The organism is Bacteroides neonati (assembly GCF_000499785.1).
GTDB lineage: Bacteria > Bacteroidota > Bacteroidia > Bacteroidales > Bacteroidaceae > Bacteroides > Bacteroides neonati.
Genome location: NZ_HG726019.1, coordinates 702,661 through 720,842, shown reverse-complemented (window position 1 = coordinate 720,842; position 18,182 = coordinate 702,661). Strand labels below are relative to the sequence as shown.

Here is an 18,182-nt window from a genome sequence, read left to right as displayed (position 1 = left end):
TTTTATTCTTTTATTTTATATCCCACCACAGGTGAGCATCTGTTTTATTGTTTTCGGACTGCTGGTTGTAGTTTTCTGTATTCATAGATGCTTCTGTCGAAGGATACAAAAACCTCACAGGCATATTTTCTTTGTTCAGTAAAGCTCCTTTTTCTTTATCATCGAGCAACACAGGAAGATCTGTTCTTCTATATTCTGCCCAGTTCTCATAAGGTTGCAATATATTTAAATGCATCCACTTCTGGGTAGCTATCTGTTCTAATATTCTGCTAGCACTGTAGCGGTAAGACGAACTGTTTATCCAGGCCAAAAGAGTTGCATCCGAAACATCAGTATTTGCAATTGCCTCTACTTTGGTTTCTTTTGAATCGCTCTGTACATAGTAATTATAATAATTTTGCACCGACAGTATAATTGATCGGTTATAAAACTCTTCGGCATTACCGGTAATAAGATTGCGTGCAGCAGCTTCGGCAAGGCAAAGATACGTTTCTGCAGCAGTCATTGCAATACCTACCGGAAATTTACTGTTTTTACGGATAGTCGTTGTGTTATAAAGGGCATAAGTATGTAATATTTTATCGGCTGTTGTACCATTGAGTAGTGCAATGGCAGCATCTGCCGAAGACGGATAGGGGATTATTTCTTGATTATTATTATACGCTTTTCCTTCATCATCACTGGCGGGTTGAAAAAGAACTTGCATACGTGGATCGTTGGCGGCTTTCATTGTCGTAGTCATCAGCTCGGGAGCATAAGCGTAGTAGCCATTGGTTTTGTTATGGCTCTCTTTCAAAGCACGCCAAATTGCTTTATCTGCAAAGTTATAGATCGATCCATCTACCAAAAGTACCGCATTGTCTTGATTGGTGGTAATGAGGTCGGTCAGCGTAATTTCCGAAAGCACCTTTTTTGCTTTCTCCGGATCTACATTTGAGATTCTCATGGCATAGCGTAATCGCAAGGAATTAGCAAATTTATACCAGTTGGTCAGATTACCTTTGTAAAGAATATCTTGTCTAGGGAAAGCTGCCTGTGCTTCGGTTTCATTTAATGAGGCCGATTTAAAGTAATCGCTTGCCGCTTTCAGGTCATTTAAAATAGCATAATAGATATCTTTCTGGTCGTCGTATTTAGGTTTAAAGTTGACGCTGCCTCCATAGAGTGGATTGCGAGCGGTGAACGCTTCGGAATAGGGCATGTTGCCGAAGAAGTCGGTAGCTATAGACGTATTGAATGCCTTTAGTATCTTACCTGCCTCTATATAGGGTCTGTATTCTTCTTGCCCAGCGGAGTTGAGTGTAGTATAAATATTCTCAATTTCTGTAAGCAAACTCATTCGGGTGATGTAATAATTATTCCATCGCGTTTTATCATCTTTCACTTCATATACATTGATACGGTCTTTCCCTTCCCGGCGGGCGGCTGTCTGCATATAAGTAGACAATAAGCGGAAATTGTAGCTGTAGCAATCAGAATAATCCATTTCGATTGTTTTTAGTATCCCTTGTGCAAAGAGGTACTCTATTTTCGTTTTTGTAAAAGCATCTGAGTTTTCATGCTTTTTATCCATATAATCCTGACAGGAGGATGAAAGTAAAATGATGCCCATTAAGAGGCTTATTATTCTTTTTTTCATAATTTATTATTCGTCATTTGTGATTAGAAACTTGCATTTAAAGAAAAGCCAAAACTTCTGGATGAAGGATAGGCCGTATACTCCACATAACTATTGGTACCTCCTGTTCCCAGCGTAGATTCCGGGTTTAGATTGGGTAAACTTTTATAAATAAAAAACAGGTTACTACCAAGCAAAGAAACGTTGAGGTTCTGAAAACCAATTTTGCGGCATACTTGAGATGGAATACTATAGGATAGTTTGACTTCTCTCAGTTTGATATAAGTATTATCATACAGATTGTCTTCTGTGCCATAATCATTGTACCGGCCATTGTAATAATCGGCTGCACTCATCACTATGTCGTTTTTAGAGCCGTCTGATTTTTTAACTCCTTCCGAGATCATACCATCATGATAAATTTTTCCGTCTAAAGCACTGATCGGAGCGGTTGCTGTATGGCTATTTAGCAGGATCTTTTTATTGGTACCCTCTTCGATATAATAAGGCAAACCACCGTATTCTTCGTCGCGTCCGAATAACGATTCTTTTGCGACTCCAGATGCTTTCATGAAGTTGTTGCTAATAGACATGATTTTGCCTCCAAACTGTCCGTCAATGTGTATGAATAGGGAGAGAGGCCCATAGGTGAACGTATTGCTGAATCCTCCTGTAAACTTAGGAGCAGCGTTTCCTGCATAGGTAAACTCTGATTCTTTAATATATTTTCCGTTGTCATCCACCAATAAATTTCCATTGTCATCTCGTTCCCATTTCTGAATAAAGATACTTGGGGTTGCATACCCGGGAACCGCCTTAAATAAGCAAGCATTCCAAGGATTATTGATCATACGGTCGTCCATTCCCTTAATGAGTGAAATCATTTTGTTTCTGGTATAAGCGAAGTTTACCACTGTTCGCCAATTGAATTTCTTTGTTTCAACCGGGGTTGCTCCCAGTTGTATTTCAACTCCATGGTTGCCTATTTCACCTGCATTGTATTTCATTTTGCTTGCTCCGGTCGAAGGGGCTACTGGAACTTCCAAAATCTGATTCTTCGTTCGGTTTGTATAGTAAGCTACGTCTATACTCAGGCGATTATTTAATAGATGAGTTTCGAAGCCAAACTCCCATGAATAGGTTTTTTCTGGTTCTATGTTTAAAGGAGGAACTACATCATTAAAACTGTTTGTTATGGCTGTGCCACCGAAAGAATCGTATTGATATGCCGCATTTGTGAAGAATAATGAGGGTGCCGTGTTGCCTACAATTGCATAGGAGGCTCTTAACTTACCATAATTCATCCAGCGAGGCATGTCGAATGCATCAGAAAAAACAAAACCCAATCCTGCAGATGGATAAAAAAAGCTGCGATTATCTCTTGAAAGGCGTGAAGACCAGTCGTTGCGTGCTGTTAAATCCAGATATAAAAAGCGTTTATACGCTATCTGCCCGGAAGCAAATACGGCTCCCATAAATTCACCGCGACTATAGCCGCTGTCTTTATTCGCGTCTTTTGGATTTTTCTTATTGTTGGCTGTGGAGAACATGCCGTTATATTTTAATCCTTGTGATCTCCAGGTCGCACCAGTCTCAGAGATATCTTCTGCCGAAGCTCCCAGTGTCATACTAAGATCAAAATCATCAACGAACTTCTGATTATACATCAACATAGCATCGGCATAGTTTTTTGTATAGTGATTGTCTGTTTTTTCGTAATTTCCTTGCAAGTTATTCATGTCTGCAGGGTCGGCATACTTCTTAAACATCTCTTTTGTTTCGTTCTTGTCCGAATAGCGATCTGTACCTCCACGAACCTTTAGGTTTAGTGATTCGATAATTTTTATGTTGGCTGATAAAGAGGCGATCAGGCGCTCGCGGTTATTGGTGTATCGGTTTTCATTTTGCTGCCAAAGCAGGTAGTTGATGATATTATCACGATTGCCCGAACTGATACTGGAAAGTTCATCCGTCAAGAAATAACCTTCCGAATTCTTATATTGATCTTTCCAAAGTTGTGATATCTCGTTTCGGGGCATTGGATAGTTAGAGACGCGGTCGATACGGGTTGGGGTGTTCTGCTTATCAGTAATGTTATAATTGACAGAGGCATCAAACGTAATCCGATCCGATAGTTTAAAGTTTCCTGATAAACTGAAATTATGCTTGGTCTGCTTCATGTTGTTCATATTTCCTCCGAAGTTTACATTCGTGTATGATACTCGGAAGCCGGCATTTTCCGAACGATTTGAAATAGAAATACTATTGTTGTTGGAGAAACCGTTTTTAAAGAAGCTTTTATAGTTATCAGGTTGGGGAGAATAAGGGCGAATCTGGCCATCCCACCAAAGAACCGGTGTTCCATCCATGCGTGGACCAAAGCTACGGTATGTATCGCCCTTATATACTTTTTGACCTTCTGCATTGGTTACAAATTGAGAAGACGATCCTCCTCCGAATACGTTCTGATATTCAGGCATATCGGCTAGTTGGTCATAAGTATATGAGGTGTTTACTGAAATACCTAATCCCTTCTGGGTACTTCCTCGTTTTGTTGTAATCACGATGACACCGTTTGTTGCTCGAGAGCCATATAAAGCTGCTGCATTAGCCCCCTTTAAGATAGACATGGACTCGATATCATCTGGATTGATATCATTTAGTGCCGAGCCTTGTTGTGTTTGAGAACGCTCTCGTCCTCCCCAATCAGAATCATTGTCGTTGACGGGAATACCATCTACTACAATCAAGGGACGAGAACTACCCTCTACAGAGTTGATACCACGGATCTGGATTTTAGTTCCTCCCATCGCTCCGGCAGCTGTTTGCATAATTTGCACACCTGCTGCTTTTCCATATAAAGAATTGGCCAAGTTAGGAGTGGGCACAGTCGTTAGTTCATTGGCTTTTAATTCGCTCATAGCGTAAGAAAGTGCTCTTTTTTCTTTTTTAATACCCATGGCAGTAACCACTACCTCATCAAGGTTTAGCGCATCTTCTTTCAGTACGACCCGGATGTTTTTCTGTCCGGTATACTTAATTTCCTGTGTTACATACCCGATAAACGAAACAGATAGTACAGAACCTGTTGGTATTTGCAGAGAAAACTGTCCTTCCATATCAGTGATGGCACCAATAGAAGTACCTTTTACCGATACGGTTGCACCGATTACTGGACCTGAGGAGTCTAGAATAACACCGGTTAAGGTTTCTTTCTGCTGGGCAATTTCTAAAGGAAAAGGCGTGGATGCATCTTTTGCATTTACACTGCTTACAGAAGAGGCAGCGAGTGATAGCAAAAATAAACTAATTTGTTTAAGCTGTTTTTTATTCATAATATCATCAAATTTGGTTAACGATGGCAAATGTAAGGTAAGGGTATCGCGCATGCGTACTAAATTCCTGTTTATCAATGATACGAATGAAAGAATATTGTATTTTACTACTTTTTTGTTGGATTTTAATATAGAAAAATCTTTGATGCGATCTTTAATTTGATGTTTCCTTTTTTTTACGTAGATTTGTCTGTGAAAAGACATGGACGTTTTAATCTATAGGGTTAGTCCGGTAAATATAATCTTTTGTTAATCTATAGTTGTCAATTGTATGATAAGACTGCGAATCACTTACACACTCTCTCTTCTATTACTTACTGTTGTTTGTCAGTGCAAGAACTTATTTTTTAATCATATTGACATAGATAACGAGCAGTCGCAATCTTCTGCTATATCCATTTGGCAAGACGAATTAGGTGGGATATGGTTTGGTAACAGCTTTTTGAATCTCTATGCAGACAATGTGTTGAAGACATTCCATGTTTCTGATTATTTGGATGGTATAGAGGATCGCAATATTCATGGGATTTGTGGAGGATCAGAGCTGAAACTTTACTTTCTGGCGGATAATCGGTTGGTTAGTTACGATATCAGGCAAGAGAAGTTTACAGATACAAAGATTGATGCCAAATCCATTTGCTATTATAAGGAACAACTATACTATGCGCAAAACAATAAATTATTTTTGTATAATGAAAAGAATAAGCAATCATCCAAATTACTTGTTTTGCCTGATTCTGCATCCAAGATAAACTATGTGTTGTTTAAAGAAGCGTCCTGTTGGCTGGCAACTGAGAATGGAGTGTATGAATATAAACAGCAGAAAGTAAGTCGTATTCTTAATGGAATCAATGCTTCTTGCCTTTTTGTTGACTCAGCCGGTAACTTATGGGTTGGTACTTCTCAGAGCGGGGCTAGTCTACTTGATCGCAAAACGGGGAAGTGGACTTGGTTTCACGAGAAAGACAATCAACACTCTGTTGTCCATAATCGGATTCGGTGTATCAGTGAAGATAATCGTGGCAATATTTGGGTCGGTACTTATAAAGGACTGTCGCTCATAGACTCCTCGCATCAGCAGGTAAACCATATTAGATATGATTGTAACTCACCCTATTCTCTCAGCCATTCGTCCGTATACAGCATTTATAAAGACCGGCAGGGAGGCATGTGGATCGGTACCTACTACGGGGGGCTCGATTATTTGAATCCCAATGCAGAAGACTATTATTATTTTGCAACCAATCCGGGAATAGAAAACAGTTTGAATGGCTTTATTCTCAATAATATGACGGAAGACACAAAAGGGAATGTCTATATTGGTACCGAAGAGGGAGGAGTAAACATCTTGAATAAATCGACTATGCAAATTAAGCAGTTGAAAGATCCTACCGGACAATTCCAGTTCCATACGGTTAAAGATGTTTGGTTTGATGTGGAATACAACCGTTTGATCATTGGCACATTCATGGAAGGATTGATTATATATGATGTGAATACACAATTATTTAAGCGGATAAATTCACCTTTATTGACCCAAAAGAGCCATTCCATTATTAGTGGTTTGACGCCTTGGGGAAACGATCTTCTTATATTGACTCAAGGAGGGCTATTCAAGTTGGATAGGAAGGAACTCGTTCTGTCCAATCTTCTACCCGAGAAAGTCGTTGCAGAAGTGAATAACTCTGTTATGCAAACCATGTATCTTAGTGGCAACCGTTTATGGATTGCATCTGCATCAGCGGGAATATTTTACATAGACCTTCATACCAACAAGGTAGTTTATCCCAAGGAGATCAATGAGATAAGCAAGCACGGAACTGTAAACTCCATCTGTGAAGATAGGCTTGGAAGACTTTACTTGGTTATACTCAACAAGGGCATTGTAAGATATAATCCACAGAACAAAGAAATTGTTCATTATCGACAGGAAACAGGAGACTTATTGACCAATAGATACTTTAAAACGGTATGTTCAACATCGGGAAAACTGATAGCTTCTTTTGCTAATGGAGTAACGTTGTTTGATACGGAAACAGGTAAAATAAATCATATTCAATTTGGAATTCAATCTTCTCGTTATTTACTGACTCCAAATTGTGGTATTTACTTATCGCCATATACTAACGATTTGTTTATAGGAGGAGTAAAGGGATTATTAGTTTTGCGGATCGAAGATCTTTATACCGGAATTCGACCCTATTCAATTTGGTTTAGTTCGCTCGCGGTTAATAATGAATTGGTGACTCCTGTTGCTCAACCCAATTTATTGAAAAGTGCGATAGCTTATGTTGATACGCTGAATATTCCTTATGATCAGAATAATCTTAGCTTTGTTTTTGCTTCATCTAATTACTGTCAAAGAAATAGTTTCTATGAATATAAGCTCGAAGGTCATGATCGGCAATGGACTCCATCCAAGCATCAATCGATCACCTATACTGCACTTCCTCCGGGAAACTATCGGTTAATTGTGCGTGAAACTGGCAATTATGGCAAACAGATTCAGTTGCATATTATTGTTCACCCTCCGTTTTATGCTTCTGTGTGGGCTTACATTTTATATACAGCAGTTTTTATTTTAATTATTGTCTGGATCATACGCTTTAATCGAAGTCGGGCTGCCTTGCGGGTCTCTTTAGAAATGGAACACCGAGATAAATTATGCATGGAGGAAATGAACCAGATGAAACTACGCTTCTTTACTAATATATCTCACGAACTGCGTACGCCTCTTACCTTGATCAGTAGTCAGCTCGACGTAGCTATACGAGGAAATGTTCTCTCTACCTCTTTGAAAAAGGCATTGCAACGTGCCTATAATCAGTCTTTATATATGCAGGATTTGATATCCGAAATAGTGAATTTTCGTCGTATGGATCAAGAGGCTTTGCCGCTACAGGTTGGCTACTCTAATATAACCAGTTTCCTTAATGAGATGTTTCTTATATTCAAAGAATATGCCAAAGAGAGGGAAGTTGACTATCGCTTGGACTCGTCGGAAGAAGATATTTATATCTGGTTTGATACTGTTCAAATGAAAAAGGTTTTTTACAACCTTTTGTCTAATGCTTTTAAGTTTACACCTTGTGGCGGATGTGTCAAATTACAATTGATAAGGCAGAAAGACATCGTCCAAATTACTATATCAGATACCGGGTCGGGTATCCCGCCAGAACAGCGTGAACGAATCTTTGAACGATTTTATCAAATTGACCGCCAGTGTGCTACTACTGAAGGGAGTGGCATTGGCTTGGCTCTGACTCGTACCATTATCCTCCAGCATAAAGGTAGTATTTGTGTTACTGACAATGAAGGAGGAGGGAGCTGCTTTACAATTGTTTTACCTACAGATGCACCTTTCTCGGATAAAGAAAGGAAAAAGAGCTCAACCCCTCTCGTTCTTCATGGGGAAAATGGGCAAGAGAAATTGGTGGAGTCTTTAGCTAATGCATCTCAAAAGCCTTCTGTATTGTTGGTCGAAGACAATCAAGAGTTACTCACCGTTCTTGTAGAGGCTTTTTCTCCTATTTATAGGGTATATAAAGCCAGTAATGGAAAAGAGGGAGTGGAAGTTGCCACTGCTGTTGTGCCCGACTTGATTGTAAGCGACGTGATGATGCCTTTATTATCGGGTACTGAACTGTGCATACAGCTCAAGAATAAACTGGAAACATCACATATTCCTATTCTGTTACTTACGGCTCAGGCTATGCCGGAACAAATGATTAAAGGACTGACCGAAGGTGCCGACGATTATATAACGAAACCATTTAATATACAGGTTTTGTTATTGAAGTGTAATAGTTTTATTCGTAATAGACAAAAACTGTTGGAACATTTTCAGTCTGCTGCTGCACCTATGTTCGAATCTGTTAGAGAATTGGCTACCAATCGGTTAGACCAGTCGTTGTTAGAGCGATCTATCGCCTTCATTGAGGCAAATCTACAGAATGAAGTGTTTGATATAGATCTTTGGTGCTCCGAAATGGCAGTGAGTCGCTCGAAACTGAATAATAAAATAAAAGCGATCTCCGGGCTTACGCTAAATGACTTTATAATGCAGGTTAAATTAAACAGAAGTTGTAAACTACTGATCAGTGCTCCCGAGCTTACGATTGCTGAGATAGCCTATCAATGTGGCTTTACAAGTTCCAGCTATTTTGGTAAGTGTTTTAAGGCTCGTTATAATATTTCTCCTAAGGACTATAGGAGTAAGGGGTGAAACTTTAGCCCTTAGACGGGTAAAAAGTAAAAAGGGATGAACTTATTTTAATTAATTAGCGTAAACTATGACATTAATTGATCCAGAACCTTTATTTTTGCAACATGTTACATTGGAGAAATTATAATCAGAAGCGACTTGTTCGCAGTGTGTTGGGAGTAGCCATGTTAGTGGCGACATTCTATTCATGTGCCAGTATTGGGCGTCCCGACGGTGGTCCGATCGATGAAACCCCACCTCGCTTTATTGGAAGTTCGCCGACAGCCGGAGCATTGAATAATACTAAAAAACGTGTTGTTGTAGAATTTGATGAATTCATAAAGCTTGAAAAGCCTAACGAGAAGGTGGTAATCTCTCCTCCGCAGGTACAACAACCCGAGATTAAACCCAGTGGAAAGAAGATTACCATTGAGCTGCTCGACTCATTAAAACCAAATACGACTTATACAATAGATTTCTCGGATGCGATCGTTGATAACAACGAAGGAAACCCGTTAGGAAACTTTGCTTTTAAATTCTCTACCGGCAGTGTAATTGATACCATGGAGGTAGCAGGAGTGGTACTTGAGGCCGAAACCCTCGAACCTGTCAAAGGAATGCTCGTAGGACTTCATTCTAATTTGAATGATTCTGCCTTTACGAAAATACCTTTTGATCGTGTAGCTCGCACCGACAGTCGCGGCCAGTTTATTATTCGTGGAGTGGCACCGGGCAAATACCGTATTTTCGGTTTGAATGATGCCGATCAGAATTTTACTTTTTCGCAGAAGAGTGAGGCACTGGCTTTCAATGACTCGCTGATCATTCCCCGGTTTGAAGAACGTATACGTAAAGATACTACCTGGATCGACTCGCTCACCATCGATACCATTGTAGAAAGAGGTTATACGCATTACCTGCCCGACCATGTTATTCTTCGTTCTTTTAAAGAAGCCCTTTCATCGCAATATCTTATCAAAAACGAACGATTGACTCCTCAAAAGTTTACTCTTTATTTTGCGGCGCCTGCCGATACCTTACCTACTTTGAAAGGGCTGAATTTCGATGAAAAGAATGCTTTTATCATCGAAAAGAGTCTTCATAATGATACAATTCACTACTGGGTAAAAGACTCTCTGCTCTATAAGCAAGACACGCTGGCCGTTCAGTTGAACTATTTGTATACAGATACGTTAAATCAATTAGTACCGCGCACGGATACGTTGCGTTTAGTAGCCAAGAAAGAAAAGAAAGAGGTTGTTCAGAAGAAAAAGAAAAAAGGTGAGGAAGAAGAACCGGTACCGACTAAATTTCTCACTGTAGCTACGCATGCACCGGCAAGTATGGATGTGTATGACTATATTTCATTAACCTTCGAAGAGCCGGTCAAATCGTATGATAAAGCTTCAATTCATTTGCGAGAGAAGGTTGACTCTTTATGGAAAGATATTCCTTTTGTTTTTGAACAGGATTCGCTGCTCGAACGAAAGTATAATTTATATTATGACTGGGAGCACGGTAAAGAGTATGAATTCGAGGTTGATTCGATTGCTTTTAAGGGGCAATATGGGTTATTTTCGGACAAAATAAAGCAACCTATTAAAGTAAGGGCTAAGGAAGAATATGGCTCTATCTTCTTCAATGTATCAGGTGTCGACTCTACTGCTTTTGTACAATTGCTCGATCCTCAGGATAAAGTGTTGCGACAAGTACCTGTCATAGAAGGAAAGGCCGACTTCTACTACCTAAATCCTGCTAAATATACGGCTCGCTTAATTGAAGATCGAAATAGAAATGGTAGGTGGGATACCGGTAGTTACGAAGAGAAAAGCCAACCCGAAATGGTTTATTACTATCCGCAAATGTTGGAGTTGAAAGCTAACTGGGATTTGGAACAGGATTGGAATGTAACAACCCTTCCGCTTGATAAGCAGAAGTTGGACGAACTTAAAAAACAGAAACCCGATGAGGATAAAAAGAAAAAGAACAGAGACAATTAAAACCGAAGAAACTAATCGTTGCCGGGTATGCGTCTGGCTGCTTGTTTTCTTTTTAATGTGTCCAACGGTTTCCGCTGTAGCACAGTGTGAGGCGAAGAATAACGCTTTCAAGTCCGGTGAGCACGTTATGTACGATCTCTATTTCAACTGGAAGTTTGTTTGGGTCAAGGCAGGGTTGGCAAGCCTGACGACCAATGCAACCACTTACCATTCCAAACCGGCTTATCGCATCAACCTGTTGGCTATCGGTAGCTCAAAAGCAGACTTCTTTTTTAAGATGCGCGATACGCTTACTAGTATAATCGGAGAGAAGATGGAACCACTTTCCTTTCGGAAGGGAGCTGAAGAAGGAAAGCGTTATACAGTCGATGATGCACATTTCTCTTACCGCGATGGTTTGTGTTATGTGAACCAAAAGCGTACCTATCGCGATGGCGAAGTTGTTGAAACCATGCAAAGCGATAGCCGTTGCATTTACGATATGCTTAGCATTCTGGCACAGGCACGCTCCTACAATCCGAGCGATTATGTGGTGGGGCAACGCATTAATTTTCCTATGGCTACGGGTAAAGAAGTCGAGGAGCAAACGTTGATTTATCGGGGTGTTAAAAAGATTACTGCAGAGAACGATACGACCTACCGTTGCTTGGTATTCTCGCTTGTCGAAGATAAAAAAGGAAAGGAGAAGGAGGTGATCACCTTTTATATTACCGATGATATGAACCATCTTCCCGTTCGACTCGACTTATACCTTAACTTCGGATCGGCCAAGGCTTTCTTGAAAAGCGTACGAGGTGCCCGCCACCCCTTAACCTCTATTATAGCCAAATAGAGACTACTCTAATGCAAACGGAACTTGCTCTTTCTTGCGGAATACACTCGACTCGAATGTAGCTATCAGTTCATTCTCTTGGTTGGTTACATCGACTTGATAGTATCCGGTGCTTCTTCCCATGTAGCGTTCTCGTGCTTCGGCGGTTAATGTATCGCCTATGCCACTGGAGCGTACGAAAGTAATGTTGGACGAGAGCGAAAAAGCCAATGTTCCGTGCGAATTAGCCGCAGCTGCCAGTGCCAGATCGGCTAAAGTAAAGATAGCTCCCCCTTGGGTGCGTCCGCCGGCATTGAGGTGATCGGCAGTAATGGTCAGTTGCGTTTTACCATATCCTTCGCGTATTTCTATCAGTTCAATGCCCGCATTGGCGGCAAAGAGGTCGTTCTTAAAGAATTCTTCAGCTTTCACATCTGTTTAATTAGAGTTTATTCCACAAATGTACCATAAATGTTGCTTAATTGGATGATTTGTGAAGGTCAAATTCATTCATTCGATCTATTTTTGCAGCATAGACATTTAGAAATTTTAAATATAGAACCCATTTATGAGAACTATTCTTAGTGCATTAGGACTTTCCTTTCTTGTTCTGACCGGTTGCAGCAGTCAGAAACAGGTTGAAACTGATTTTATTCAGGACAATATCAATAATGCTGTAGCACAACAAACCCTTCAAACCAATCTGATTGAAGAGTCGGGAAAGATTTTGAATCCTCGTACCATTCGTCAAGATGGAAGCATTGTCTATGTACCTATCGATGATTGGTGCTCTGGCTTTTTCCCGGGCAATATTTGGCTCACCTATGAGTTGACCGGAGATAAAAAATGGTTGCCGTTGGCCGAAAAGTATACAGAAGCCCTTGATTCGGTGAAGTATCTTAAATGGCACCACGATGTTGGCTTTATGATTGGATGTAGCTACCTGAATGGTTATCGTATGGGCGATAAAAAAGAATATAAGGATGTAATTATTGAAACCGCCAAATCGCTCTCTACCCGCTTTCGCCCCCACGCCGGCGTTATTCAATCATGGGATGCTGATAAAGGTTGGCAAGGTACACGTGGCTGGAAATGTCCTGTTATCATTGATAATATGATGAACCTCGAACTTTTGTTCGAAGCGACTGCATTGAGCGGAGACTCTACATTCTATAACATTGCCGTGAAACACGCCGATACGACATTGGCGAATCACTTCCGTGCCGATAACAGTTGTTATCATGTGATCGATTACGATCCCGAGACAGGAGAAGTACGTGGCAAGCAGACAGCTCAGGGATATGCCGATGAGTCTATCTGGGCGCGCGGACAGGCATGGGCTATTTATGGTTATACCATTTGCTACCGCTATACACACGATAAGAAGTATCTCGATCAGGCAGAGAAGATTTATGATCTTATTTTTAAGCATAAAAATCTGCCCGAAGATCTTGTGCCTTACTGGGATTACGATGCTCCCAACATTCCGAACGAACCACGCGACGCTTCATCTGCCGCATGTACTGCTTCGGCTTTGTATGAGATGAGTACATTCCTACCCGAAAAGAACTACAAGCAAACTGCCGATGCTATTCTGAAGAGTCTCGGCTCTCCGGCTTATCGTGCCGAAGTTGGTACGAACGGAAACTTTATCCTGATGCATTCTGTCGGCAGTATTCCTCATGGTGCAGAGATCGACGTACCCTTAAACTATGCCGATTACTACTTCCTGGAAGCATTGATGCGTAAGCGCAATCTCGAAAAAAACTAATATACCTTTGTCATGAAAACCCAAGTAAGTCTCATACTGGGTGGACTCAGTTTACTGGCACTGCCGGGATGTAAAACCCGGCAGGTGCAGCAAGCTGATGTTCAGCAGCCCAATATCATTTACGTTTTTCCCGATCAGTTCCGCAACCAAGCGTTGGAGTTCTGGAATCAAGACGGCTTTCGCGAACAGGTGCGCTTCAAGGCCGACCCTGTACATACGCCTCACCTGAATGCCTTTGCCCGTGAGTCGATGGTGCTTACATCGGCTCAAAGCAACTGTCCGCTCAGTAGTCCCCACCGAGGCATCTTGCTTACGGGCATGTATCCACATCGAAGCGGTGTACCCTTGAACTGTAACTCCAATCGTCCCATCAGTTCGTTGCGTGCCGATGCCGAATGTATCAGCGATGTCTTTCAGAAAGCCGGGTATGATTGTGCCTACTTTGGTAAACTGCATGTCGATTACCCCACTCCCAATGATCCTGCACGACCGGGGCATTATGTTGAAGAGAAACGTCCCGTTTGGGATGCTTATACCCCGCCCGAACGGCGTCATGGATTTCATTACTGGTACTCCTACGGCACGTTCGACGAACATAAGAATCCCCATTATTGGGATACCGACGGGCAGCGTCACGATCCTAAAGAGTGGTCGCCCCTTCACGAGGCAGATAAAGTCGTGTCTTACTTGAAGAATAAAGACCATGTACGCGATACGCGTAAGCCGTTTTTTATGATGGTGAGCATGAACCCGCCGCATAGCCCTTATCGCTCGCTTGATGACTGTATGGAAGAGGACTTTAATTTGTATAAAGATATTCCTCTAGACAGTTTGCTTATTCGCCCCAATGCCGACCCGAAGATGAAGAAAGCAGCATCGGCCCCTTACTATTTTGCCTCCGTAACTGGTGTAGACCGTGCTTTCGGGCAGATACTCGCAACGTTGAAAGAGTTAGGACTGGATAAGAATACCATCGTTGTATTTTCGTCCGATCACGGTGAAACGCTTTGCAGTCAGCGCACTGACGATCCGAAAAACTCTCCTTATGCCGAGTCGATGAACGTACCGTTTCTGGTTCGTTTTCCCGAACGCATTCGCCCCCGTGTAGACAATCTTCTGCTCTCTACTCCCGACGTGATGCCTACTTTACTCGGCCTTTGCGGCTTGTCTTCCTTAATTCCTGCTGAGGTTCAAGGAACCGATTTCTCTCCTCTGTTTCTCGATGAAAAGGCAACTATTGTTCGCCCCACAGGTACATTGTACCTTCAAAACGTAGATGGGGAGAAAGACGCTGACGGATTGGTTCAATCTTATTTTCCCTCATCAAGAGGTATTAAAACAACACGATACACACTTGCACTATACATCGACCGACAGACAAAACAGTTGAAAAAAAGTCTGCTCTTCGATGACCTTGAAGACCCATATCAAATGCACAACCTTTCGTTGCAGGAGCACCCCGAAGTGGTGAAACAGCTTTGCAACCAGTTAGGTATTTTGCTCAAACAAGCAGGAGACCCTTGGTATGGCGAGCGCATTCTCTCTTCTTATATACCTTATTAAATAATTCAGCCTATGACACGCCTCTTTTTTCTATGCCTCTGCCTCCTGGTGCCTTTTGCCGTTTTTGCCCAATTCATCGGTTTTGAAGAGCAGATTCCGGAAACTTTTACTACCAGTCGCGGAAGTAAACTGGAGCTCTCTTCTCTTTATTACAAAGAAGGAACTCAGTGCCTCCAGTGGAATTATCTGCCGGGGGCAACGCTTGATGTCTCTACGGAGCCGTTGCTCCTGGATACCAAAAAAGAGGCTTCGCATGGCATTACATTGTGGATATACAATGAGAAGTCGCAGAACGACTCTATTCGGATTGCCTTTTTAAATAAAACCGGAGAGGTTTCTTATTGGTTCGCTTACCAACTTAAGGCTACCGGTTGGCGTGCTTGTTGGATCTCTTTTGAATATATGAAAGGCAATAAGCAATCCAACGAAATCGTGGCTTATCGCCTGATTGCTCCAAGGCAGAAAGGACGAATATTTATCGACCGCCTCACGTTTCCGATGAAGGAGATGAATCTGCGTACGACTCCCGATCAGCAAATACCCTACAACAATGCGCTCTCTTTTCGTGATTTGTGGCATTGGTGCAGGGTATGGCAGTGGGAGCAGTATGTTTATGATCTACCCTTGGCAACGCGGCTTACCGATAAGCAACGCCAGCAACTCCGGTTGGTTGAAGAGCGCGTGAGCGAGGCTGTCGATGTGAAGAAAGCCCCTAAAGGACAAGTAGATGCCGCCTACAAATTATTTCGCGAAGCACACATCGCCCGTTCGGGGTCTGGATTCACGGGTGCTCCTTTGGTTGCTCCCGATGAACTTGATCGTAAGAAAGGCGAACTCTCGTGGAATGATTTGGAAACCATGCTCTCGGGCTTTGCTTACGATGCTACCTATAATCATTCGGCTCAGGCGCAGACGAATTACTTTACAGTGTTCGATTATGCCATCGATCAAGGGTTTGCTTTTGGTAGTGGCATGGGCACTAATCATCATTACGGCTATCAGGTACGTAAGATATATACCACTGCCTGGTTGATGCGCGAGGCCATTTATACCCGTCCCAATCGCGAGGCTATTTTGTCGGCATTGTACTTCTGGTCTGCTTTGCAAGAAACCCGTAAGCCTTATCAGTATGGGCGCGACGAACTGCTCGACTCCTGGAATACCTTGTTAATGGCGAAAACCATTTCGGCTCTGTTGATGCCCGATGAACGGGAGCGCGAAAGAGCTTTGAAAGGACTGTCTCGCTGGGTGTCGACCTCTTTGAACTATACGCCGGGCACCCTTGGAGGCATCAAAGTCGATGGTACCACTTTCCATCACGGTGGCTTCTATCCCGCCTATACCACTGGTGTATTGGCGATGGTCGGTCAGTTTATCGCTTTTACCGGCGGTACCGATTATGAAGTATCTGTTGACGGGCGTCAAGCGTTGAAATCGGCCTTTTTGGCCATGCGCAACTACTGCAACCTGTACGATTGGGGCATTGGCATCAGTGGTCGTCATCCCTTTGGCGGCTCTATGAAAGAGAACGATGTGGCCGCCTTTGCTTCGCTGGCGTTGGCAGGCGACTTGTCGGGTAAGAACCATTTGTTCGATTACGGTTTAGCTGCCGATTATCTCCGGTTAGTAGGCGATGCTAAGACCCCTCAATCGACTTATTTCAAAGAACAAGGCATTCGGCCTGCCGAAGCTCCCCAAGGGTTTTTCGTCTATAACTATGGTTCGGCAGGTATCTTTCGCCGTGCCAACTGGATGGTTACTCTCAAAGGATACAATACCGATGTGTGGGGTGCCGAGATTTACACCCAAGATAACCGTTACGGACGCTATCAGAGTTACGGATCGGTACAGATTATCGGTAAGGGTCATCCGGTATCGCGTGCCGCAAGTGGGTTTGTAGAGCAGGGATGGGATTGGAATCGCTTGCCCGGAACAACCACCATTCATTTGCCTTTCGAGCTACTCGATAGTCCGGTGCGAGGTACGACAATGGCCAAATCCAAAGAAAACTTCTCCGGCAGTAGTTCTTTGAATGGAGCGAACGGAGTCTTTGCCATGAAGTTGATGGAGCGCGAATTGAAGAACTTTACTCCCGATTTCGTTGCCCGTAAGTCGATATTCTGTTTTGATAACCGGATGATCTGTCTGGGTTCGGGCATCACCAATAGCAATGCGCAGTATCCAACCGAGACAACGCTCTTTCAGTGTGCTTATCGCGGTGGGGAGAAGCCCGTGCCCGGTCGTTATTGGCTGACCGATGGCTACGATAATTACTACCACGTAGCCGAAGGTGATGTTCGCGTGCAGGTAGCCGAACAGCAGTCGCTTCACGAAAAAACACGTGCACAAACCCATGGAGTCTTTGCTTCTGCTTGGATAGACCACGGAAAATCGCCCAAACATAGCGGTTACGAATACATGGTATTGATTCAACCCGATGCTTCGCAGTTGAAGAAAGTCGAAGAGGAGCAAGGTTATCGCGTATTGCGCAAAGACGATACGGCTCATGTGGTGTTCGATCAAAGCACCCGAATCACCGCCTATGCTGCTTTCGAATCCTTTCAACTTCCTGATGATGAACTGCTTCGATCGCTTCCCGCCGAAGTGTTGGTGATGCGGCAGCCGGATAAGGATTGTATTCGTTTGAGCGTTTGCGATCCCAACCTGAACATCTCCGAAAAGAAGTACACGACCAAAGAACCGAGCCGTCCCATCGAAAAGACAATCGTGCTCAAAGGCAACTGGAAGTTGGCTACGCCGCACGAACAGATACGTGTTGTTCGTGGCGACGGACAAACCGAACTTACTGTACGCCTTCAGCACGGACAACCGGTTGAATGCCTTCTGCAAGCTCTTTAACGAATAGCGGAGACAAGTAGC

9 protein-coding genes are annotated in these 18,182 nt (G+C 42.6%); 6 read left to right on the top strand and 3 right to left on the bottom strand.

From position 1 onward, the window contains the following. Nucleotides 1-10: 10 nt before the first annotated feature. Both TY03_RS02910 and TY03_RS02905 read right to left on the bottom strand, forming a co-directional pair. Complete coding sequence (locus tag TY03_RS02910) at nucleotides 11-1,639, bottom strand: SusD/RagB family nutrient-binding outer membrane lipoprotein (RefSeq protein ID WP_042367152.1); 1,629 nt, start codon at nucleotides 1,637-1,639, stop codon at nucleotides 11-13. Nucleotides 1,640-1,662: 23 nt separating this feature from the next. Beyond that, nucleotides 1,663-4,953, bottom strand: coding sequence for a SusC/RagA family TonB-linked outer membrane protein (locus tag TY03_RS02905; RefSeq protein WP_042367330.1), 3,291 nt, complete (start codon nucleotides 4,951-4,953; stop codon nucleotides 1,663-1,665). A gap of 271 nt (nucleotides 4,954-5,224) precedes the next feature. Between TY03_RS02905 and TY03_RS02900 the strand changes: the two genes are divergently transcribed. The 3 genes from TY03_RS02900 (at nucleotide 5,225) to TY03_RS02890 (ending at nucleotide 11,989) form a co-directional block, all read left to right on the top strand. Next, nucleotides 5,225-9,178 (top strand): hybrid sensor histidine kinase/response regulator transcription factor, encoded by a 3,954-nt coding sequence (locus tag TY03_RS02900; RefSeq protein ID WP_081713029.1) that lies wholly within the window; start codon nucleotides 5,225-5,227, stop codon nucleotides 9,176-9,178. A gap of 104 nt (nucleotides 9,179-9,282) precedes the next feature. Further along, entirely contained in the window at nucleotides 9,283-11,157 is a 1,875-nt protein-coding gene (locus TY03_RS02895; RefSeq protein ID WP_042367150.1) for an Ig-like domain-containing protein, read from the top strand. A gap of 55 nt (nucleotides 11,158-11,212) precedes the next feature. Further along, nucleotides 11,213-11,989, top strand: a complete 777-nt coding sequence (locus TY03_RS02890; protein ID WP_394330868.1) for a DUF3108 domain-containing protein — start codon at nucleotides 11,213-11,215, stop codon at nucleotides 11,987-11,989. A 3-nt stretch (nucleotides 11,990-11,992) separates the two neighbouring features. Here TY03_RS02890 and TY03_RS02885 read toward each other — a convergent pair whose 3' ends face one another. After that, a complete protein-coding gene (locus TY03_RS02885; RefSeq protein WP_042367145.1) occupies nucleotides 11,993-12,400 on the bottom strand; it encodes a hotdog fold thioesterase in 408 nt (135 codons plus the stop codon). 136 nt (nucleotides 12,401-12,536) lie between these two features. Here TY03_RS02885 and TY03_RS02880 point away from each other — a divergent pair, with 136 nt between their 5' ends. The 3 genes from TY03_RS02880 to TY03_RS02870 are packed head-to-tail and all read left to right on the top strand — an operon-like array spanning nucleotide 12,537 to nucleotide 18,161. Then, nucleotides 12,537-13,739 (top strand): glycoside hydrolase family 88 protein, encoded by a 1,203-nt coding sequence (locus tag TY03_RS02880; RefSeq protein ID WP_042367143.1) that lies wholly within the window; start codon nucleotides 12,537-12,539, stop codon nucleotides 13,737-13,739. A 12-nt stretch (nucleotides 13,740-13,751) separates the two neighbouring features. Continuing rightward, entirely contained in the window at nucleotides 13,752-15,302 is a 1,551-nt protein-coding gene (locus TY03_RS02875) for a sulfatase family protein (RefSeq protein ID WP_042367141.1), read from the top strand. A gap of 12 nt (nucleotides 15,303-15,314) precedes the next feature. Continuing rightward, on the top strand, nucleotides 15,315-18,161 hold the full coding sequence (locus tag TY03_RS02870) for a chondroitinase family polysaccharide lyase (RefSeq protein ID WP_042367139.1): 2,847 nt from the start codon (nucleotides 15,315-15,317) through the stop codon (nucleotides 18,159-18,161). Nucleotides 18,162-18,182: the final 21 nt, after the last annotated feature.